Below are 19,695 nucleotides of genomic sequence, written 5' to 3' on the forward strand. Positions count from 1 at the left end.
CGTCCGCGCAGCCCCGGCCGGCCCCCAGCGCCGGGCCCGTGCTGAGCGGCCTCGGCGGCGTCAGCACCGTGAAGTCCGCCCCGGACGGCAAGGCCCTCGCCAAGACGCTCACGCCCCTGCTGAAGGACCCGGCGCTCGGCCCCCGGCCCGCAGCGGCGGTCGTGGACGTCACGACCGGCAGGCGCCTGTACGGCACGGGATCGGACACCGCCCTCACCCCGGCCTCGACGACGAAGATCGCCACGGCCGTCGCCGCGCTGTCCGCGATGGGCGCCGACCACCGCCTCACCACCCGCACCGCGCTGGAACCCGACACGAAGGAAGTCGTCCTGGTCGGCGGCGGCGACCCCACCCTCACGGCCCGCGAGGCCTCCGACGGCTGGGCCAGCCTGCGCACCCTGGCCGACCGGACGGCCGCGGCCCTGGCCCAGCGCGGCGTCCGCGACGTGACGCTCTCCTATGACACGACCCTCTACGCGGGCAGCCAGAAGCACCCGATCGGGGTCAATCCCAATCTCGCCCTCGTCAGCCCCCTGATGGCCGACGAAGGCCGCACGGACGACTCGACGAGCGGCCCGGTCACCCGCGTGACCGATCCGGCCGCGGACGCGGCCCGCCGCTTCGGTGACCTCCTGAAGGCCCGCGGCATCAAGGCCACGTCCCCCGGCCCGTCGAAGGCCACGACCCGCGCGAAGACCCTGGCCACGGTCGCCTCGCCCCCGCTCTCGGCCCTCGTCGAACGGATGCTGACCGACAGCGACAACGACATCGCCGAGGCCCTCGCCCGCCAGACGGCGATCACCACGGGCCACCGGGCCGACTTCGCCGGCGCCGACCGGGCGGTCAACGCCCGGCTCCGCAAACTCGGCCTGCCCGTCAAGGGAGCCGCCTTCAAGGACGGCAGCGGTCTGAACCGCGCCGACAGACTGACGGCCGACCTCCTCACCGCCCTCCTCGCCAAGGCGGCCGACCCCGCCCACCCCGAACTCCGCCCGGCCCTCACCGGCCTCCCCGTGGCCGGCTTCACCGGCACCCTGACCTCCCGTTACACGGACGGCGCAGCCGGCGTCGTCCGCGCCAAGACAGGCACCCTGACCGGCGTGAACACCCTCGCGGGCACGGTCGTCGACCAGGACGGCCGCCTGCTGGCGTTCGCCTTCATGGCCAACAACACGACAAATCCGGCGGCAGCCCAGAAGGCCCTGGACAAGGCGGCAACGACGTTGGCGGCGTGCGGCTGCCGCTGATCACCCAAGCGGCGGCGGTTGCCGGTACGCCGCCGCCGTGGCCGTCGAATTCCGACCGCCGTGGGCAGTCGTTCCGCTGGGCGATGGGGGTTCCCCCTGCTCGAGCGAAGCCGAGAGCTTGGGGGAGGGTGGGCAGGGCCGACAACGCCGAGTACCGCCCAAGACACCCCAGCCCCTGCCGGCCCCACACACCGGCCACAACGCCGAACACCCGAGGAACGAACCCGGCGTCCCCCCCACCCTCGCCGCCCTGCCCCAGTGGCCAGCGCTCACGTACGGTTGACGCATGACGAGCATCGGTGGCGCTTCAACCGGCATGGTCGACTGGAATCTCGCGGTCGCGACCGCGACCCGGCTCGTACGGCCGGGCCCCGACGTCAGCGCCGACGAGGCCCGGGCCGTCGTCGCGGAGCTGCGGCGGCATGCCAAGGCCTCGGAGGGACACGTCCGGGGCTTCACTCGTCTGGGCACGGAGGAGGGCCACGACACCCCCGTCCTGGTCGTCGACCGCCCGGGCTGGATCCGGGCGAACGTCGCCGGCTTCCGGGAACTCCTGAAGCCCCTGCTCGACAAGATGCAGGACCGGCGCGGCAACACCCCCGGCAGCGCGGTCATGGGCGCCGTCGGCGGCAAGGTCACCGGCGTGGAGCTGGGCATGCTCCTGTCCTTCCTGGCCTCCCGCGTCCTCGGCCAGTACGAGACCTTCGCCCCGCCCACGCGCCAGCTCCCGGCCGGTGAGAACGGCGGCGGCCGGCTCCTGCTCGTCGCCCCGAACATCGTGCACGTCGAGCGCGAACTCGACGTCGACCCGCACGACTTCAGGCTCTGGGTGTGCCTGCACGAGGAGACCCACCGCACGCAGTTCACCGCCGTGCCCTGGCTGCGCGACCACCTCGAGGGTGAGATCCAGTCCTTCCTGGGCGAGACCGACGTCGACCCCATGACCGTCCTGGAACGCGTGCGCGAAGCCGCCCAGAGCCTCGCCGGGGGCCGCCCCGAGGCCGAGGAGGACGACGGCGGCCGCTCCCTCGTCGAGATCGTGCAGACGCCCGCCCAACGCGAGATCCTCGGCCGCCTCACGGCCGTGATGTCCCTGCTGGAGGGTCACGCCGACTTCGTGATGGACGGCGTGGGACCGGACGTCGTACCGAGCGTCGGGGAGATCCGCGAGAAGTTCCAGCAGCGCCGCGCCAAGGGCGCCTCCCGCCTGGACCTGGCCCTGCGCAAGCTGCTCGGCCTGGACGCCAAGCTCCGGCAGTACCGGGACGGCGAACGCTTCGTACGGGCCGTCGTCGACGAGGTCGGCATGGACGGCTTCAACCGCGTGTGGACCTCGCCCAACACCCTCCCCACCAAGACGGAGATCGCCAAACCGGCGGACTGGATCGCGCGGGTGCATCGCAGGACCGAGTAGTGAACATCGCGGGGAGGTCGTGAAAGGAAACGGGCCGGCGGCAGGCGAACGCCCCTCCAATCACCCGTCCGAGGGACCGTGAGCGAGGGGTAGGCGTGCAATGCTCGGGGAACGGCCCGGTTCTGTCACCATCTACACACTCTGCGTGACCGGCATCGGGCTCACCCCCCGAAAACTTCATGAAGGGAACCGGACATGGGTCCCCATCCTGCGGTCGCGGCGATACGCCTGGCGGTCCGCCGCGTCCTCCACGACCTCCTCACCGAGCACCACCGCACCACCGCCGCACTCCCGCACGAGCCGCCGCCCCCGCCGCTCGTGCTCGTGGCATGCTCCGGCGGCGCCGATTCCATGGCCCTCGCCTCCGCCCTCGCCTTCGAGTCCCCGAAGCTCGGCATCAGAGCCGGTGGCGTGACCGTCGACCACGGCCTCCAGCCCGGCTCCGACGTGCGGGCCGCGGAAGTCGTCCTGCGCCTGCGCGAACTCGGCCTCGACCCCGTCGACTCCGTCACCGTGACCGTCGGCCGCGCGGGCGGACCCGAAGCCGCCGCCCGCGACGCCCGCTACACCGCGCTCGACACCGCCGCCGAACGCCACGGCGCCGCCGCGGTCCTGCTCGGCCACACGCGCGACGACCAGGCCGAAACCGTCCTGCTGGGCCTCGCCCGGGGCTCCGGCATCCGCTCCCTGTCCGGAATGGCCGCGGTCTCGGGAGCCGGCGGCCGTTACCGGCGCCCCTTCCTGGAACTCGACCGGCAGACCGCCCGCAAGGCATGCATGGTCCAGTCCCTGCCCGTCTGGGACGACCCGCACAACGCCGACCCGGCCTACACCCGCTCCCGGCTGCGCCACGAGGGCCTGCCCGCCCTGGAGAAGGCCCTCGGCAAGGGCGTCGTGGAGGCCCTCGCCCGTACGGCCCAGCTCTCCCGCGACGACGCCGACGCTCTCGACGCCTGGGCCACCCAGGCCGAGGCCAGCGTCCGCGATGCCGCCGGGCTCCTGGAGTGCGCGAAGCTCTACGCCCTGCCGCCCGCTGTACGCCGCCGGATCCTGCGCCGGGCCGCCATCGCGGCCGGTGCCCCGGCCGGTTCGCTGTTCGCCCGGCACATCGAGGAAGTCGACCGGTTGATCACCGGCTGGCGCGGTCAGGGTGCCATCAACCTCCCCGGCAAGGTCGTGGCCCGGCGGCAGGGTGGCAGACTGGTGATTCGGCAAGGCTGAATCACGTCCCCTCCGGGAAGTCGGTGGAGGGGCCGCTCAGTCCGGGACGACCGAAAGTGATGCGGGTGGACGCGAAAGACATGGGTGCCGACCTTCAGCAGGTACTCATCACCAAGGAAGAGATCGACGCCAAGCTGGCCGAGCTGGCCGCGAAGATCGACGCGGAGTACGCGGGCAAGGATCTGCTGATCGTCGGTGTCCTCAAGGGCGCGGTGATGGTCATGGCCGATCTCGCCCGGGCGCTGTCCACCCCCCTCACCATGGACTGGATGGCCGTATCCTCGTACGGGGCGGGCACCCAGTCCTCCGGTGTGGTGCGGATCCTCAAGGACCTCGACACCGACATCAAGGGCAAGCACGTCCTCATCGTCGAGGACATCATCGACTCCGGCCTGACCCTGTCCTGGCTGATCTCCAACCTCGGCTCGCGCGAGCCCGCCTCCCTCAAGGTGTGCACGCTGCTGCGCAAGCCCGAGGCCGCGAAGGTCGCCATCGACGTGGAATGGGTCGGGTTCGACATCCCCAACGAGTTCGTCGTGGGCTACGGCCTCGACTACGCCGAGAAGTACCGCAACCTCCCGTTCGTCGGTACGCTCGCGCCCCACGTGTACGGCGGCTGAAACTCCGGCCGCGGTGCCGTGACGGTGATCGGGAACCCCAGCGCGTTTCCCGCCGTTGGAGCATGCGTAGACGGATCGCCAGCCGTCCCGCGCGGCTTCAGGTGACAATGCTGGGGTACCGTCCGAAGAACAGGCTTTATCAAACTCACTATGGCAGGAGGGACGGGGCGGCACCGCTCCGTATGGATGGACGTGAAGCGATACTTCCGTGGGCCGGTCATGTGGATCGTGCTGGCCGTCCTTGCCGTGGTCGTGTTGATGCAGGTCGTCGGCTCGTCCGGCGGCTACAAGACGGTGGACACCGGCCAGGTCGTCCAGGCGATCAACCAGAACAAGGTGGAGTCGGCCAAGCTCACCACCGGCGATGACGAGACCATCAAGGTCACGCTCAAGAACGGCGTAAAGGTCGAGGGAAGCTCCAAGATCCAGGCGAGCTACATCGGCAACCAGGGCGAGGACATCGCCAGCACGCTGCAGAACAAGTTCCAGAACAAGCAGATCCCGGACGGCTACACGGTTTCGCCGTCCAAGCAGAACCCGTTCATCGGGATGCTGATCTCTTTCCTGCTTCCCTTGATTCTCATCGTGGTCCTCTTCCTGTTCCTGATGAACCAGATGCAGGGCGGCGGCTCCCGCGTCATGAACTTCGGGAAGTCCAAGGCCAAGCTCATCACCAAGGACACCCCCAAGACGACGTTCTCGGACGTCGCCGGTTCGGACGAGGCCGTCGAGGAGCTCCACGAGATCAAGGAGTTCCTCCAGGAGCCGGCCAAGTTCCAGGCCGTCGGTGCCAAGATTCCCAAGGGCGTTCTGCTCTACGGGCCTCCCGGTACCGGCAAGACCCTGCTCGCGCGTGCCGTCGCGGGCGAGGCCGGCGTGCCGTTCTACTCGATCTCCGGTTCCGACTTCGTCGAGATGTTCGTCGGTGTCGGTGCCTCCCGGGTCCGTGACCTGTTCGAGCAGGCCAAGGCGAACGCCCCGGCGATCGTCTTCGTCGACGAGATCGACGCGGTCGGCCGCCACCGCGGCGCCGGCCTCGGCGGCGGTCACGACGAGCGCGAGCAGACGCTGAACCAGCTGCTCGTCGAGATGGACGGCTTCGACGTCAAGGGCGGCGTGATCCTCATCGCCGCGACCAACCGGCCCGACATCCTCGACCCGGCGCTGCTGCGCCCCGGCCGCTTCGACCGGCAGATCGCCGTCGACCGCCCGGACATGCAGGGCCGTCTGGAGATCCTGAAGGTTCACCAGAAGGGCAAGCCGGTCGCCCCGGATGTCGACCTGTCGGCCGTCGCCCGCCGTACGCCCGGCATGACGGGTGCCGATCTGGCCAACGTGCTGAACGAGGCCGCCCTGCTGACGGCCCGCAGCGACCGGAAGCTGATCGACAATCACATGCTGGACGAGGCGATCGACCGTGTGGTCGCGGGCCCGCAGAAGCGGACCCGGATCATGTCGGACAAGGAGAAGAAGATCACCGCGTACCACGAGGGCGGACACGCCCTGGTCGCGGCGGCCTCGCCGAACTCCGATCCCGTCCACAAGATCACGATCCTGTCGAGAGGCCGCGCCCTCGGCTACACGATGGTGCTGCCGGACGAGGACAAGTACTCGACCACGCGCAACGAGATGCTGGACCAGCTGGCCTACATGCTGGGCGGTCGCGCGGCCGAGGAGCTCGTCTTCCACGACCCGACGACGGGTGCCGCCAACGACATCGAGAAGGCCACGGGCCTGGCCCGCGCGATGGTCACGCAGTACGGCATGACCGAGCGTCTCGGCGCGATCAAGTTCGGCGGCGACAACACCGAGCCGTTCCTCGGGCGTGAGATGTCTCACCAACGCGACTACTCGGAAGAGGTCGCGGCGCTGGTCGACGAAGAGGTCAAGAAGCTCATCGAGACCGCGCACAACGAGGCCTGGGAGATCCTGGTCGAGAACCGCGACGTGCTCGACAACCTCGTTCTCCAGCTGCTGGAGAAGGAGACTCTGGGCAAGGAGGAGATCGCCGAGATCTTCGCGCCGATCGTCAAGCGCCCGCCGCGGCCTGCCTGGACGGGCTCCTCCCGTCGTACGCCGTCCACCCGCCCGCCGGTCCTCTCCCCCAAGGAGCTGGCCCTGACGAACGGGGCGAACGGCGCGACGCCGGCCATCACCACCGCGAAGAGCACCGCGGCGGAACCCGCCCCGGCGCCCGAGCGAGCCCAGGAGGACCGCCCCGAGAGCTGACACGCTCTCCCGGCGGCCCCACCGGGCCCGGAATGGATGCCGCGCCCCCCAGGTTTTAGCCTGGGGGGCGCGGCTTTTCGCCATCTGCGCAGGCCGCCCCCTGATGGACACAGGAACGAGGCACCAGATGACCGACCCCGTGACGCTGGACGGCGAGGGCCAGATCGGCGAGTTCGACGAGAAGCGGGCCGAGAACGCCGTACGGGAGCTGCTGATCGCGGTCGGCGAGGACCCCGACCGCGAGGGGCTCCGCGAGACGCCGGCGCGGGTGGCGCGGGCGTACAGGGAGATATTCGCGGGGCTGTGGCAGAAGCCCGAGGACGTGCTGACGACGACGTTCGATCTGGGGCATGACGAAATGGTGCTGGTCAAGGACATCGAAGTCCTGAGTTCGTGTGAACACCATCTCGTACCGTTTGTCGGAGTTGCTCACGTCGGTTACATTCCGTCAATCGAGGGTAAGATCACCGGCCTCTCCAAGCTGGCGCGGCTCGTCGACGTGTACGCACGGCGTCCGCAGGTGCAGGAACGACTCACCACGCAGATCGCCGACTCCCTGATGCAGATCCTGGAGCCGCGTGGCGTGATCGTTGTTGTCGAGTGTGAACACATGTGCATGTCGATGCGCGGGGTCCGGAAGCCGGGTGCGAAGACCATTACCTCGGCGGTCCGCGGCCAGCTTCGCGATCCGGCGACCCGCAATGAGGCCATGAGCCTGATCATGGCGCGCTGACCTGATCGTCAGTGCTGCTCGATACCGTCGTTGATCAGTGGGGTTGATCGCTGATCAAGGGGGGGGCCGCGTTCGGGTACGCGCCAGTTGGGCCGAGGTGGGACGCCCGCTGAGCGAGGCCATGGGGAGCAAGCCCTTCACTCTTTACGGCTACCGCCTCGACCCTCACCCTGGCTGCCCGGTCAACGGGCACCTCGCCCGCCAGCCGTGGTGAGCCCCGGGTTGGGTCACACGGTCGGGGCCGCGCCCGTGCCGTCGTGTTCGTCGTCCTCCGGGAGCTTGCAGACGCGCTCCAGGAAGATGGCGGCCGCCATGACGCCGATGCCCGCGAGGACCGAGAAGCCGGCGGAGATGGCCTGGTCGCGGCGGGCGGGGTTGTCGAGGGACTCCAGCAGGAAGACGCCGGTGCCGCCGTACATGCCGGCGACGAGGGCGGCGACCAGGGCGCTGGCCTGCCCGAAGACGACCGCGCGAGCCGCCATCATGGGGTCGACGCCCTTGGCGTCGGGCTGCCGCTCGCGCTGGGCCTTCAGACGGGCGCGGATCGAGAGCGCCGTGGCCAGCAGGACCACGACGATCAGAGCGAGGACGATGGGGGCGGCCAGGGGGACGCTCGGCAGGGTCCCGATCGAGTTCCACAGGCGGGCGCCCGCCCAGGACAGCACCCCTGCCACGACGAAGACGCCGGCCAGCACCCTGATGCGCAGCTCTTTCACAGTGTCCCTTCGGTTCCCCCGGCTCCGGCCTGGTTGTGCGGCCGTCTCGACCTTAACGGCTACTCGGGCAGCCGGAGTTCCAAGTCCGGGCGGGGCGCCACGCCGTCGCGGGCGACGGCGTCCAGCAGACCGGCGACCGGGCCGCGCCCGGGCAGCTGCGCCTCGGGGTCCAGGTCGTGCCAGGGGGCTAGGACGAAGGCGCGCTCGTGGGCGCGGGGGTGAGGGAGCGTGAGCTGCGGGTCGTCGGAGACGACGTCGGCGTAGGACACGATGTCGACGTCCAGGGTGCGGGGGCCCCAGCGCTCGTCGCGGACGCGGTGGAAGGCCTCCTCCACCGCGTGCGCGCGCTCCAGGAGCGAGGACGGCGGGAGGGTGGTCTTCAGGACCACGACCGCGTTGAAGTAGGCGGGCTGGCTGCCGGGCTCCACGCCCCAGGGCTCGGTCTCGTAGACCGGGGAGACGGCCTTGATGCGGACGCCGGGGGTGTCCTCCAGGGCGTCGATGGCTCCTTGGAGGGTCTCCAGGCGGTTGCCGAGGTTGGAGCCGAGGGCGACCACGGCCCGTTTCGGATTGCTGAGCGTGGTGTCGGCGGCGTCGACCTTCTCGACGACGGAGGTGGGTACCGGCTGTACGGTCGGGTCGCTGGGACCCTTGAGGAAGGGCGCAGTCATACTCGGCTCCGGATGATGGTGACGGTCACGTCGTCGAAGGGGACCGTGATCGGGGCGTCCGGCTTGTGGACGCACACCTCGACCTGCCGGACCCCGTCGTGCTTCAGACAGACCTGGGCGATGCGCTCGGCGAGCGTCTCGATGAGGTTGACGGGCTCGCCCTGGACGACGGCCACGACCTCCTCGGCCACGATGCCGTAGTGCACGGTCTTCGCCAGGTCGTCGTCGGCCGCGGCCGGTCGGGTGTCCAGGCCGAGGACCAGGTCCACGATGAAGGTCTGGCCCTCCTCGCGTTCCCTCGGGAACACACCGTGGTGCCCGCGGGCCTTCAGGCCGCGCAGCGCGACACGATCCACGCGAATCACTCCTGCAATCGTCGGTCACGGCCGGTCCGTGCCGTGTGCGGGCGGCACACCGGCCTCAGTCGTCGAATCTACCTGCGAGCCTGGACGGGGCCGGGCCACGGGGGCGTGGGCCCGGGCCGGGACCGGCAGGATTCACCCGGCGTTTCCCCTGGGGAACCCGGCGGCTCACGGGCTGGTAGCCGCCCATACCCGTGGGTCCGTGATTCCAACCACTTCCTGGCGCGTACCCACTCAGGCGGGGGTGTCGCCCTGCTCGTCCTCGTCGGTTTCGGCCAGAACGGGGGAAGCGTGGTGCGACCAGAGTTTCCAACCCGCGGGCGTGCGCCGGAACACGTTCGTGGCGACCACGAGCTGGCCGACGAGCGGGCCGAGCTCCTCGTCGCCCTCGGGGGCGGGGCCGCCGCTGAGGATGTTCTCCGTGCAGGTCACCAGGGCGGTGTCGCCGGTCACCGAGACGTGCACGTCGGTGAGGAAGAACTGGATGTAGTCGGTGTTCGCCATGATCAGCGCGTACGACCGGAGGACCTCGCCGCGGCCGGTGAGCACCGGCCAGCCGGGGTGCACGCAGGAGACCACGCCGGTGTCGGCCGGGTCGTGGTAGGTCTCGTCGACGCCCAGGTCGGAGGGGGTCAGCCAGAACGACGCCAGTTCCTCGAAGTCGCCCCGTTCCAGCGCTTCGTAGAAGGCGGTGTTGGCGGCCTCGACCTGTTCGACGTCGGTGTGCGGGGCGCTCACCGGGTTCCTTCTGCGCCATTGCGTGCCGCTGCGATGGCGTGGGCGACGCGTACGGCGTCCGCTGTGGCGCGTACCTCGTGCACGCGTACCGCCCACGCGCCGGCGTGCGCCGCGAGCGCGGAGACGGCCGCGGTGGCGGCGTCGCGTTCGCGTGCGGGCGGGGGCGGGCCGTCCGGGCCGGCAAGGACCCGGCCGAGGAAACGCTTGCGGGAGGCGGCGACGAGCAGCGGGTGGCCGAGGGCGAGGACCCGGTCGAGGCCCGCGATGAGCGCGAGGTCGTGCTCGGCGTCCTTGGAGAAGCCGAGGCCGGGGTCGACGACGATCCGGTCGGGGGCGACACCGCCCGCCAGCACGGCCTCCACGCGCGCGTGCAGCTCGTCGACGACCTCGGTGACGACGTCGGCGTACACGCCCCTGACGTTGCCGCCCTGGAGGAAGCCGCGCCAGTGCATGACGACGAAGGGGGCGCCGGCGTCGGCGACGGCCGGGATCATGCGGGGGTCGGCGAGGCCGCCGCTGACGTCGTTGACGAGGGCGGCGCCCGCCGCGAGGGCCCGTTCGGCCACGGAGGCGCGCATGGTGTCGACCGAGACGGTGACGCCCTCGGAGGCCAGGCCGCGCACGACGGGGACGACACGGCGGAGTTCCTCGGCCTCGTCCACCCGGGTGGCGCCGGGGCGGGTCGACTCGCCGCCGACGTCGACCAGGTCCGCACCCTCGGAGACCAGGTCGAGGCCGTGCTTGACGGCGGCCGTGGTGTCGAAGAAGCGGCCGCCGTCGGAGAAGGAGTCGGGGGTGACGTTCACGACTCCCATGACCGCGCAGCGGTCCCATTCCGGTAGGCCCGCCACGCGCCCGCGTCCGCTCTGGTTGCTCATATGTTCAGCGTAGGCCCCGCCGGGGGCCGTCAGGCGCTGCGGCCCGGGTCGGTCCCGACAGGTCACGTCGCTCGGAGTTCCGTTCCGTCGTCGTGAGGTCACGTCGCTCGGAGTTCCGTTCCGTCGTCGTGAGGTCACGCCGCCCGGACGTTCCGTTCCGTCGTCGTGCCGTGGGCGCACGGGCGGCGGCCCGACGGGCGACGGCGGCGCAGGAGGCGCGGCAGGGGGAGGGCGAGGTTGACGAAGCCCTCGGCCTGCATGGCGGCGAAGCCGATGCGGGGCAGGTCGCCGGAGGCCCGGTAGACGACGAAGCGGGGCTCCCAGCGCGGCTGGAACTTGGCGTTGAACTTGTAGAGCGACTCGATCTGGAACCAGCGGGAGAGGAATACCAGCAGTCCGCGCCAGGCGCGCAGCACCGGGCCGGCGCCGATCTTCTCGCCGCGGGCCAGCGCCGAGCGGAACATGGCGAAGTTGAGGGAGACGCGCGCGATGCCGAGCTTCGGGGCGGCCTGGAGGGCGGCCACGATGAGCAGTTCGTTCATGCCGGGGTCGGCGGAGCGGTCGCGGCGCATGAGGTCCAGGGAGACGCCGTCGGTACCCCAGGGCACGAAGTGCAGGATCGCCCTCAGGTCGCCGTAGGGGCCGGGGTGGTCGTCCTGCTTGTGGGCGGTGGCGATGAGGCAGTCGCCGTCGGCGGGGTCGCCGACGCGGCCCAGGGCCATGGAGAAGCCGCGCTCGGTGTCGGTGCCGCGCCAGTCGTCGGCGGCGCGCCGGATGCGCTCCAGCTCCGCCTCGCCGACGTCACGGACACGTCGTACCCGGGTCTCGTAACCGGCGCGCTCGATGCGTTTGACCATCTGGCGCACGTTGCGCATCGCGCGGCCGGCCAGCGAGAAATCCGCGACGTCCACCACCGCCTCGTCGCCCAGTTCGAGGGCGTCGAGCCCGGTCTCGCGGGTCCACACCTCGCCGCCGGTCTCGGAGCAGCCCATCACGGCCGGTGTCCAGGAGTGGGCCTTGGCCTCGTCCATGAACCGTTCGATGGCGCCGGGCCAGGCCTCGACGTCGCCGATCGGGTCGCCGCTGGCGAGCATCACGCCGGAGACCACGCGGTACGTCACGGCCGCCTTGCCGCTGGGGGAGAAGACGACGGCCTTGTCGCGACGGAGCGCGAAGTGGCCGAGGGAGTCGCGGCCGCCGTGCCGCTCCAGCAGGGCGCGCAGCCGGGCCTCGTCCTCCTCGGTGAGCTGCGCGGCCGGGTGTTCGGGGCGGAAGGCCAGGTAGATGGTGGTGACGGCGGTGAGCAGGCCGAGGGCGCCGAGCGAGAAGGCGACCGTCCAGGAGGTGTTGCCCTGGTAGTAGACCGGGCCCTCGAAGCCGAACAGTCCGTAGATGACGTGGGTGATGCGGTCGGCCAGGCTCGGGTCGCCGACCATGCGCTCGGCATGGACGCTGACGATGAGCAGGCCCAGCAGGAGCGAACCGGCGCTCATCAGTACGAAGTTGGCGAGCGCCCGCCAGCGGCTGCGCGGGTCGGGCAGGGCGTTGAACTGGTCGCGGTGGCGCAGCAGGGGCGCCAGCAGGGCCAGTGAGATCAGCACGCCCACGATCGAGTGCCGGTACGTGAACTGCGCGACGGCACCGGCTGGCAGCAGGGCCACGGCCGCCCGCCAGGCCCGGCGCTTGCCGCGCTTGAGGCCGTGGGCGAGCAGCAGCAACAGCACTCCGGTGCTGAGGGACAGGGCGGCCGCGAACGGGCCGAGCGCGCCGGGCAGTACCTCGGCGATGGCGTGCATACGGCTGTGCCGGAAGCGCGGGAAGACGCCCGCGGCGATGTCCAGGACGCCCACCAGGGCGCAGGCTCTGCCGACCAGGACCGGGACGGCCTCGGGGCGTGGACCGCGCAGCCGGTGGCGCACACGGCTCACACGGCCCGTACCAGCCGTGGCGCTTCCGTGATTCGGAACCTCGCCCGACATTTCCTCATCTGTCCTGACAGACATCGCATCCCATAGTTCTGCGAGAGACCTTGGATCCGGTGCCGTTTCGGGCATCCGGCGACATTGCGCCCTCTAGGACGGTGTCTCGGAGGGAGAGGTTCACTCTCTTCGTCAAAGCCGTTTCAAAGGCCAAGGAAAGTCCGGGACAAGCCCTCGCGAAGGTGTGAGCGCGGTGAGAGACCCCGGACGGAAAGCGCGGACAGGTAACCACCGATGGGTTTGGGTCTTACGAGCAACAATGTGCTGGTGTTGGCGGTATTGTCCGCCGTGCTGCTGTTCGCCGGCACGGTCTGGCTGTGGCCACGCCTGGCCCGGCGCACTTGGCGGACCGTGTGCGGGCGGGTCGCCCTGCTGCTCGCCACGCAGGTGGCGCTGTTCGCCGCGGTGGGGCTCGCCGCCAACCAGTCCTTCGGTTTCTACGCGAGCTGGGCGGATCTGTTCGGGCAGGAGAAGGACCAGGGCGTGGTCGTCGACCACACGCCGGGCGGCGGTCCGTTGGAGGTGGTCGGCTCGCGCCGGGTGCCGGGGGCGGGCGGGGTGAGTCCCCGGGCGGGCGGCCGGATCCAGCAGATCGACATCGTGGGCCGTACGACGCGCATCGCCACGCCCGCGTACGTCTATCTGCCGCCGGAGTACTTCCAGCCGCGGTACCGCACCCGTACGTTCCCCACGGCGGTCGTGCTGACCGGATACCCGGGCACGGCCTCGGCGCTGGTGGAGAAGCTCCACTATCCGCGCACGGCACTGGAGCTGGCCCGGGAGGGCCGGATGCCGCCGATGATCCTGGTGATGCTGCGGCCCACGGTGGCGCCGCCCCGGGACACCGAGTGCGTGGACGTCCCGGGCGGTCCGCAGACCGAGTCGTTCTTCGCCAGGGATCTGCCCGACGCGTTGCGCACGCACTACCGGGTGGCCGATAAGCCGCCCGGTCTGGGCATCATCGGCAACTCGACGGGCGGCTACTGCGCCTTGAAGATCGCCATGCACCATCCCGATGTGTATGCCGCCGGGGCGGGCCTGTCCGCGTACTACAAGGCGCCGATCGACGCCACGACGGGCGATCTCTTCCAGGGCGACAAGGGGCTCCGGAATCGCGCCGACCTGTGGTGGTACCTCAAGCACAGGCCCGCTCCCGACACTTCACTGCTCGTCACCAGCAGCAGGTCCGGCGAGTCCAACTACCGGGACACGATGCGGTTCATAGAGCGGGTGCAGGCCACCGGGCGGACGCGGATCTCGTCGATCATCCTGGAAAGCGGCGGGCACAACTTCAACACCTGGCGGCGCGAGATTCCGGCGACCCTGGAGTGGATCGGCGGGCGGCTGAACGGGCGTTGGAAATGATCTTGGGAATTCACTCCTGAGGCCCGAGGGGCCGATTCCGCTTCTTCCCGAGTTCCGAGCCCTGTGAACGCTTCGGTGTGGCTTTCTTTTTGCGGGGTGGGTCACCATGATTCGCCTACGCGCGGTAAGTTTCTGGCCATGCCACGTGGACGTCACCGCCATTCCCCGCCCTTGCACAGGCTGCTGCCCCCGTCGGCGATCGCAGGCGTCTCCCTCGTCTGCGCCCTGGGGCCCTGGGTGTTCACGGAGCCGATGGTGCTCCGCGGTCTGGCCGCGGCCGCCGCGGCGACGGCGGTCGTCGGCGCGATCGTGCTCCGCCGCTGGGACACCCAGGCGGGCAAGCGCGTCGCGGACCTCACGCGCGCGCGTGCGAGCGACGAGTGGCGTTTCGAGGAGCGGGTCGCCGAACTGGAGGCCGACCTCGAGGAGTCCCGCGAGCTGCGCGCGAAGCTGGAGCAGCGGCTGCGCGCCAAGCGCACGGAACTGGCCGGACTGCGCAACGAGCACGCCGCACTGCTGCGCCGGTACGCCACCGCAGAGACCGAGCGCGCGAGCGTCCTGGAGGAACGCCGGGTGCTCGAGATAGAGGCGACGGCTCCGGTACGGGCCGCGCTGCCCGCGGGGGCGGCGGAGACGGCGGAGACTCCGGCGGACGCGGACGAGGCGGCTGCCGCCGAGGCGCAGGGCCTTGCCGCCGAGGAGCAGACGGCGATTCCCGCGGTGTTCTCGCCGGAGGGTTCCCGGCTGTTCCGGCGTGCCGCGGCGGCGCTCGCCCGGCTCGACGCCGACGCCGACGCGGCCCCGGACCCGGACGGGGGCGGCGGCGGCGACGGCGTACCCAAGGGCGACGACGCGGAGCCCGCGCGGGACGACCGGAAGGACGACCAGCGGGAGCAGTCGCGGGAGGAGACGCAGGGGCAGTCCGAGGCGGCCGCCGGGCACGAGCGCGCGACCGCCAGAACCGCCACGGCTGCCGAGGCCGAGCGACTCCCGCAGCCGCAGCCTGCCTCCTCAGGTCACTACACCGTGCCGACCGCTGTGGCCGTGGCGCCGCAGACGCCGGTGCGGCGCCACGTGTCCGAAGACGGGTTCGACTTCTTCGGTACGAAGCAGGGCACGTCGCGGGCCGCCCTGGAGGCCGTGCAGAACGAGGACCTGGCCGATGTCGTCGGCCAGGAGGCCCTCGCGGTGCACAAGGCCGAGACCGAGGCCCGGTTCAAGCCGGCGGACGAGGAGTCGCGCGGCATCGGCCAGGTCATCGACCTGACGGCGCACGACGAGACGGAGCAGATCGACGTGCAGGGGCTGCGGAGCGCGGTTTCCTGACGCCCACGCCGCTGAAAAGGCCCCCCGGCCGCGGCCGGGGGGCCTTCGCCTTTGCGGTGGTCACGCCATCCAGCGGTCCGGCCGCGCGTCCCTGCGCCCGGTCCGTGACCGCTCCGCCTGGGCCTGAAGCAGTTCGCGCGCTTCGGCCGCGTCCCGCAGCCGTGCCCGCACCGTCTTGTTCGCGCCCGTGTCCACACACACGTCGGCCACGCCCCGGGCCCGCTCCCACGGCCCCTGCGTCATCCGCACGCTCTGCACCTTCGCGTGCGGCACCAGCGCGAGGCTCCGCCGCAGCAGCCCCGACCGTGCCGCGAACACCGCGTCCGTGACGGCGAGTCCGTACCCGCGCCACCACACCGGCACACACCACCGGGCGCGGCGCGGCGACGGTGACAGGGCCGCCCGCTCCGGCACGGTCACCCCGGGCAGTACGCGCGCGACGACGACCTCCGCGATCTCGCGCGGGGCGACCGGCACCAGCACGGAGTTGGAGGAGCCGGCCACGTCCAGCTCCACGCGCACCCAGCCGCGCCGCCGCCACAGCAGCGGCTCCACGATCCGCACGGTCTGCACGCGCCCCGGCGGCACCGTCTCGTGGGCCCGGTCCAGCAGGCCGTGGTCGAGGCGCAGCCCGTCGGGCGACTCGGCCACCGTCCAGTCGTACTCGCCGACGAACCGGCCCACGCTGCTCGCGCCCGCCGCACCCAGCAGGGGCAGGGCGACGGCCAGGACCGTCCACACGCTCTCCGTGGCCAGCCACAGCAACGGCGGCACGACGAGCGCCGCGGCCAGCGACGCCCAGGTCGCCCCGCTCAGCACCAGCGACATCGCGAGCACGCCGGGCGGCACCCGCAGCATCTGCCGGGACGGCGCCTCCCCGACCTCGTGCGCGGTCTCGGGCGCGAATCCGGCCGCCCGGGCGAGCAGTTCGGCGCGCAGCGCCCGGGCCTCGTCCGCGCCCAGGAAGGCCAGCTCGTCCTTCTTGTCGGTGCCTATGACGTCGAGTTTGAGCTTGGCGACGCCCGCGACCCGCGCGAGCAGCGGCTGGGTGACGTCGACGGCCTGGATCCGCTCCAGCCGGATGTGCGCGGTGCGCCGGAACACCAGTCCGGTACGGATGCGCAGTTCGGTCTCGGTCACCGCGAAGTGCGTGAACCACCAGGAACAGAAGCCGTACAGGGCCGCGGCAGGGACGATCACGGCGAGGCCGATCAGGAGCGTGGTCGTGTTCAGCCGGGTCAGATGGCGCTGCGCCCCGTCGGGGTCGTGCACCGCCCAGCCGATCACCACGGCGACCGGCGCCCAGGCCCGCCTGAGCGGTGTGACGGGGTGCAGCCGCCGCTCGGCGATCCCCTTCCCGGCCCCGGCGGCCCCGGCGGCCCCGGTGGCCTCGGCGGCCTCGGGCGCCGTCACAGCCCCGCCGATCGGGCCTCGCCCAGCTCGGTGAGCCGGTCGCGCAGCCGCTCCGCCTCAGCCGGGTCCAGGCCGGGGATGGTCGCGTCGGTCCAGGCGGCGGCCGTGTGCAGCTGCACGCTGGCCAGCCCGAAGTGCCGCTCGACGGGCCCGGAGGTGACCTCGACCAGCTGCATCCGCCCGTACGGCACGACCGTCTCCTCCCGCCACAGCACACCGCGGCTGATCAGCAGGTCGTCGGCACGCTCGGCGTACCGCCAGGAACGCCAGTTGCGCTCCAGCATCACCCAGCCCCAGATCATCAGCGCCAGCGGCGGCAGCGCGAAGGCGGCCCAGGCCGGCCCGGCCAGCAGGCCCGGCACCAGGCCGGCGGCCAGGCTGATCAGCCCCAGCCACACCACCAGCAGCAACCGCCGCATCTTCAGCAGCCCGGGCGGCAGCGCGATCCACACCGGCCCGTCCCCGACGGCCCCCGCGCCGCCCTGCGTCCCCGCGGCGCCCTGCGTCTGCGCCGCGCCCTGTGTCCCCGCCGGCCCCGTGTCCTGCGGGCTCCCCGTCTCCATGAGGCCAGCGTACGTAGGAGAGACTGTGTCCATGACTCCTACGACGGAGACCATGGTCGGAATCGGCGGCGCCGCGGAGAGCACCGACATGGTGCTCAACATCGGGCCGCAGCACCCGTCCACGCACGGCGTGCTGCGGCTGAAGCTCGTGCTGGACGGCGAGCGCATCACGCACGCGGAGCCCGTGATCGGCTATATGCACCGCGGCGCGGAGAAGCTGTTCGAGGCGCGCGACTACCGCCAGATCATCATGCTCGCCAACCGCCACGACTGGCTGTCGGCCTTCTCCAACGAGCTGGGCGTGGTCCTCGCCGTGGAGCGGATGCTCGGCATGGAGGTCCCCGAGCGCGCGGTGTGGCTGCGCACGCTGCTCGCCGAGCTGAACCGGGTGCTCAACCACCTGATGTTCCTCGGCTCGTACCCGCTGGAGCTCGGCGGGATCACGCCGATCTTCTACGCCTTCCGGGAGCGCGAGGAGCTCCAGCACGTCATGGAGGAGGTCTCCGGCGGGCGGATGCACTACATGTTCAACCGCGTGGGCGGCCTCAAGGAGGACCTGCCGGCCGGGTGGACCAGGCGCGCGCGCGGCGCCGTCGCCGACGTGCGTTCCCGGATGGACCGGTTCGACGACCTGGTACTCGGCAACGAGATCTTCCGGGGCCGTACCCGGGGCGTCGGCGTCCTCAGCCCGGAGGCCGTGCACGCCTACGGCGTCAGCGGGCCGATCGGCCGCGCCTCGGGCGTCGACTTCGACCTGCGCCGGGACGAGCCGTACCTCGCCTACGGGGAACTGGGCGACGTCCTGAAGGTGGTGACCCGGCAGGAGGGTGACTGCCTCGCCCGCTTCGAGTGCCTCCTGGAGCAGACGCACAACGCGCTGGACCTGGCCGACGCCTGCCTCGACCGGCTCGCCGAGCTGCCGCCCGGGCCGGTCAACCAGCGGCTCCCGAAGGTCCTGAAGGCACCCGAGGGCCACACGTACGCCTGGACCGAGAACCCGCTCGGCATCAACGGTTACTACCTGGTCAGCAAGGGCGAGAAGACGCCGTACCGGCTGAAGCTGCGCTCGGCCTCGTACAACAACATCCAGGTGCTGACGGAACTGCTGCCGGGGACGCTGGTCGCGGACATGGTGGCGATCCTGGGGTCGATGTTCTTCGTCGTGGGCGACATCGACAAGTAGCGGCCTGGAGCGGGTCCCCGGTACGTCCTAGAGCGGGTCCCCGATCCCGGCCGGCTGCACCAGCCACCCGAAGTCGCCCAGCCCGCCCGCCGCGGTGAGCTCGGCGGCCTCTCCGGCGCTCGCGAGGGCGCGTACGTAGGCGGCGGGGTCGGTGGACGCCAGTGTGAGCGGGGGGCGTGCGCCGGACACACCCAGGGCCCGCAGCGCCTCGCGCTGCGGGAGCAGGCGCCCGCCGGGCAGCGCGCACGCGTCGAGCGCGACATGCGCCGTGATGTCGCACGAGCCGTCCGGTACGGCCGCCGTCTCGCGGCCCTCCCGGAAGCCGGTGAGCGTCCCGAACGGCGGCCGGGTGTCCGCCGTGTGCGCGTAGTCCACGGCGACGGCGAGTCCCCGGTCGAGTGTGGCGACCGCCGAGGCCCAGGCCTCGTCACGGGGCAGGCCGATCTCGGCCCGCAGCCCCGCCTCGCCGGACAGCGGCCACCACCGCGCCAGCCACCGCGCCTGCGCCCCGTCGACCGGCTCCCCGAGCCGCTCGGTCCCGTCCTCCCGGACCAGCACCCGCCGCGCCACGCCCGCGGCGTCCACCTCCGCGACCTCCACCGGTACGTTGTCCAGCCACTCGTTGGCGAACAGCAGCCCGGTGACGCCCTGCGGCGGCTCGGCCAGCCACTCGATCCGGTGATCGAGCCCCTCGGGCCGCTCGGCGACTTCGACGGCGTACGCGCGCGTGCGGGCCGCCACGTCGGCCGGGAGCGCGGCGAGCACCCCGCCGGCCAGCTCGCCGCGCCCGGCCGCCATGTCGACGAAGTCCAGCGTCGCGGGCCGCCCCAGCGCCTCGTCGACCCGGCACAGCAGCCCAGCCACGGCCGCGGCGAACAGGGGCGACGCGTGCACGGACGTACGGAAGTGCCCGGCCGGCCCCTCGGCCCGGCGATAGAAGCCGCGCGGCCCGTACAGGGCCTCCCGAGCCGCCGCACGCCACCCGCGCCACGCCGGTCCCTGGTGTCCCTCGCCCCTCGTCACTGCTGTCACGGGGT

Annotated in this window: 18 protein-coding genes; 9 read left to right on the forward strand and 9 right to left on the reverse strand. The window is 71.7% G+C overall.

Going from position 1 to position 19,695, the window contains the following annotated elements; translation table 11 throughout:
• From dacB to folE, 6 genes are all read left to right on the forward strand, one after another.
• Window positions 1-1,247, forward strand: a 1,247-nt coding sequence (gene dacB, locus AOQ53_RS02580; protein WP_059414631.1) for a D-alanyl-D-alanine carboxypeptidase/D-alanyl-D-alanine endopeptidase, incomplete at its 5' end; no start/stop codon positions are given.
• A 286-nt stretch (window positions 1,248-1,533) separates the two neighbouring features.
• Window positions 1,534-2,661 carry a zinc-dependent metalloprotease gene (locus AOQ53_RS02585; RefSeq protein WP_059414591.1) on the forward strand — a complete coding sequence of 376 codons (1,128 nt, stop codon included), beginning with the start codon at window positions 1,534-1,536 and terminating at the stop codon, window positions 2,659-2,661.
• A gap of 195 nt (window positions 2,662-2,856) precedes the next feature.
• A complete protein-coding gene (gene tilS, locus AOQ53_RS02590) occupies window positions 2,857-3,882 on the forward strand; it encodes a tRNA lysidine(34) synthetase TilS (protein WP_059414593.1) in 1,026 nt (341 codons plus the stop codon).
• A gap of 59 nt (window positions 3,883-3,941) precedes the next feature.
• Window positions 3,942-4,502 carry a hypoxanthine phosphoribosyltransferase gene (gene hpt / locus AOQ53_RS02595; protein WP_020270244.1) on the forward strand — a complete coding sequence of 187 codons (561 nt, stop codon included), beginning with the start codon at window positions 3,942-3,944 and terminating at the stop codon, window positions 4,500-4,502.
• A 186-nt stretch (window positions 4,503-4,688) separates the two neighbouring features.
• Window positions 4,689-6,731, forward strand: coding sequence for an ATP-dependent zinc metalloprotease FtsH (ftsH, locus tag AOQ53_RS02600; protein WP_059414595.1), 2,043 nt, complete (start codon window positions 4,689-4,691; stop codon window positions 6,729-6,731).
• A 127-nt stretch (window positions 6,732-6,858) separates the two neighbouring features.
• Window positions 6,859-7,464: a GTP cyclohydrolase I FolE gene (gene folE / locus AOQ53_RS02605; RefSeq protein WP_059414596.1), complete on the forward strand. Its 606-nt coding sequence runs from the start codon at window positions 6,859-6,861 to the stop codon at window positions 7,462-7,464.
• 227 nt (window positions 7,465-7,691) lie between these two features.
• Here the strand turns inward: folE and AOQ53_RS02610 are convergent, their stop codons facing one another.
• The 6 genes from AOQ53_RS02610 to AOQ53_RS02635 form a co-directional block, all read right to left on the reverse strand.
• Entirely contained in the window at window positions 7,692-8,180 is a 489-nt protein-coding gene (locus AOQ53_RS02610; protein ID WP_059414597.1) for a DUF3180 domain-containing protein, read from the reverse strand.
• Window positions 8,181-8,239: 59 nt separating this feature from the next.
• Window positions 8,240-8,851 (reverse strand): 2-amino-4-hydroxy-6-hydroxymethyldihydropteridine diphosphokinase, encoded by a 612-nt coding sequence (gene folK / locus AOQ53_RS02615; RefSeq protein WP_059414598.1) that lies wholly within the window; start codon window positions 8,849-8,851, stop codon window positions 8,240-8,242.
• Entirely contained in the window at window positions 8,848-9,207 is a 360-nt protein-coding gene (folB, locus tag AOQ53_RS02620; RefSeq protein ID WP_059414599.1) for a dihydroneopterin aldolase, read from the reverse strand. Before folB ends, folK begins: the two co-directional genes overlap by 4 nt.
• A 240-nt stretch (window positions 9,208-9,447) precedes the next feature.
• The gene (locus AOQ53_RS02625; protein ID WP_059414600.1) at window positions 9,448-9,951 is read right to left on the reverse strand and encodes a nuclear transport factor 2 family protein; all 504 of its coding nucleotides are present in this window, start codon (window positions 9,949-9,951) and stop codon (window positions 9,448-9,450) included.
• Window positions 9,948-10,829, reverse strand: a complete 882-nt coding sequence (folP, locus tag AOQ53_RS02630) for a dihydropteroate synthase (protein WP_078945107.1) — start codon at window positions 10,827-10,829, stop codon at window positions 9,948-9,950. Before folP ends, AOQ53_RS02625 begins: the two co-directional genes overlap by 4 nt.
• A 134-nt stretch (window positions 10,830-10,963) precedes the next feature.
• Window positions 10,964-12,808 (reverse strand): phosphatidylglycerol lysyltransferase domain-containing protein, encoded by a 1,845-nt coding sequence (locus tag AOQ53_RS02635; RefSeq protein WP_059414603.1) that lies wholly within the window; start codon window positions 12,806-12,808, stop codon window positions 10,964-10,966.
• Window positions 12,809-13,048: 240 nt separating this feature from the next.
• Here AOQ53_RS02635 and AOQ53_RS02640 point away from each other — a divergent pair, with 240 nt between their 5' ends.
• Together AOQ53_RS02640 and AOQ53_RS02645 are read left to right on the forward strand one after the other, a co-directional pair.
• Complete coding sequence (locus AOQ53_RS02640) at window positions 13,049-14,173, forward strand: alpha/beta hydrolase (RefSeq protein WP_059414633.1); 1,125 nt, start codon at window positions 13,049-13,051, stop codon at window positions 14,171-14,173.
• A 138-nt stretch (window positions 14,174-14,311) separates the two neighbouring features.
• Entirely contained in the window at window positions 14,312-15,499 is a 1,188-nt protein-coding gene (locus tag AOQ53_RS02645; RefSeq protein WP_059414605.1) for a coiled-coil domain-containing protein, read from the forward strand.
• A 60-nt stretch (window positions 15,500-15,559) separates the two neighbouring features.
• Here AOQ53_RS02645 and AOQ53_RS02650 read toward each other — a convergent pair whose 3' ends face one another.
• The gene (locus tag AOQ53_RS02650) at window positions 15,560-16,849 is read right to left on the reverse strand and encodes a PH domain-containing protein (RefSeq protein WP_099054510.1); all 1,290 of its coding nucleotides are present in this window, start codon (window positions 16,847-16,849) and stop codon (window positions 15,560-15,562) included.
• 59 nt (window positions 16,850-16,908) lie between these two features.
• On the reverse strand, window positions 16,909-17,475 hold the full coding sequence (locus AOQ53_RS02655) for a PH domain-containing protein (RefSeq protein ID WP_078945110.1): 567 nt from the start codon (window positions 17,473-17,475) through the stop codon (window positions 16,909-16,911).
• 31 nt (window positions 17,476-17,506) lie between these two features.
• On the opposite strand from AOQ53_RS02655, the gene AOQ53_RS02660 reads away from it, so the two are divergent.
• Window positions 17,507-18,658, forward strand: coding sequence for an NADH-quinone oxidoreductase subunit D (locus AOQ53_RS02660; RefSeq protein ID WP_059414609.1), 1,152 nt, complete (start codon window positions 17,507-17,509; stop codon window positions 18,656-18,658).
• A 27-nt stretch (window positions 18,659-18,685) separates the two neighbouring features.
• Here the strand turns inward: AOQ53_RS02660 and AOQ53_RS02665 are convergent, their stop codons facing one another.
• Entirely contained in the window at window positions 18,686-19,690 is a 1,005-nt protein-coding gene (locus AOQ53_RS02665) for an SAM-dependent methyltransferase (protein WP_059414611.1), read from the reverse strand.
• Window positions 19,691-19,695: the final 5 nt, after the last annotated feature.

Origin of the sequence: Streptomyces azureus, from assembly GCF_001270025.1 — a bacterium.
Classification (GTDB): Bacteria; Actinomycetota; Actinomycetes; order Streptomycetales; family Streptomycetaceae; genus Streptomyces; species Streptomyces azureus.

Bases quoted from the DNA above. Each gene is read 5' to 3' on its own strand.
- ftsH (WP_059414595.1), top strand. From the start codon at position 4,689: ATGGACGTGAAGCGATACTTCCGTGGGCCGGTCATGTGGATCGTGCTG.
- AOQ53_RS02655 (WP_078945110.1), bottom strand. From the start codon at position 17,475: ATGGAGACGGGGAGCCCGCAGGACACGGGGCCGGCGGGGACACAGGGC.
- hpt (WP_020270244.1), top strand. From the start codon at position 3,942: ATGCGGGTGGACGCGAAAGACATGGGTGCCGACCTTCAGCAGGTACTC.
- AOQ53_RS02645 (WP_059414605.1), top strand. From the start codon at position 14,312: ATGCCACGTGGACGTCACCGCCATTCCCCGCCCTTGCACAGGCTGCTG.
- AOQ53_RS02585 (WP_059414591.1), top strand. From the start codon at position 1,534: ATGACGAGCATCGGTGGCGCTTCAACCGGCATGGTCGACTGGAATCTC.
- AOQ53_RS02635 (WP_059414603.1), bottom strand. From the start codon at position 12,808: ATGTCGGGCGAGGTTCCGAATCACGGAAGCGCCACGGCTGGTACGGGC.
- folP (WP_078945107.1), bottom strand. From the start codon at position 10,829: ATGAGCAACCAGAGCGGACGCGGGCGCGTGGCGGGCCTACCGGAATGG.
- AOQ53_RS02660 (WP_059414609.1), top strand. From the start codon at position 17,507: ATGACTCCTACGACGGAGACCATGGTCGGAATCGGCGGCGCCGCGGAG.
- folK (WP_059414598.1), bottom strand. From the start codon at position 8,851: ATGACTGCGCCCTTCCTCAAGGGTCCCAGCGACCCGACCGTACAGCCG.
- folE (WP_059414596.1), top strand. From the start codon at position 6,859: ATGACCGACCCCGTGACGCTGGACGGCGAGGGCCAGATCGGCGAGTTC.
- tilS (WP_059414593.1), top strand. From the start codon at position 2,857: ATGGGTCCCCATCCTGCGGTCGCGGCGATACGCCTGGCGGTCCGCCGC.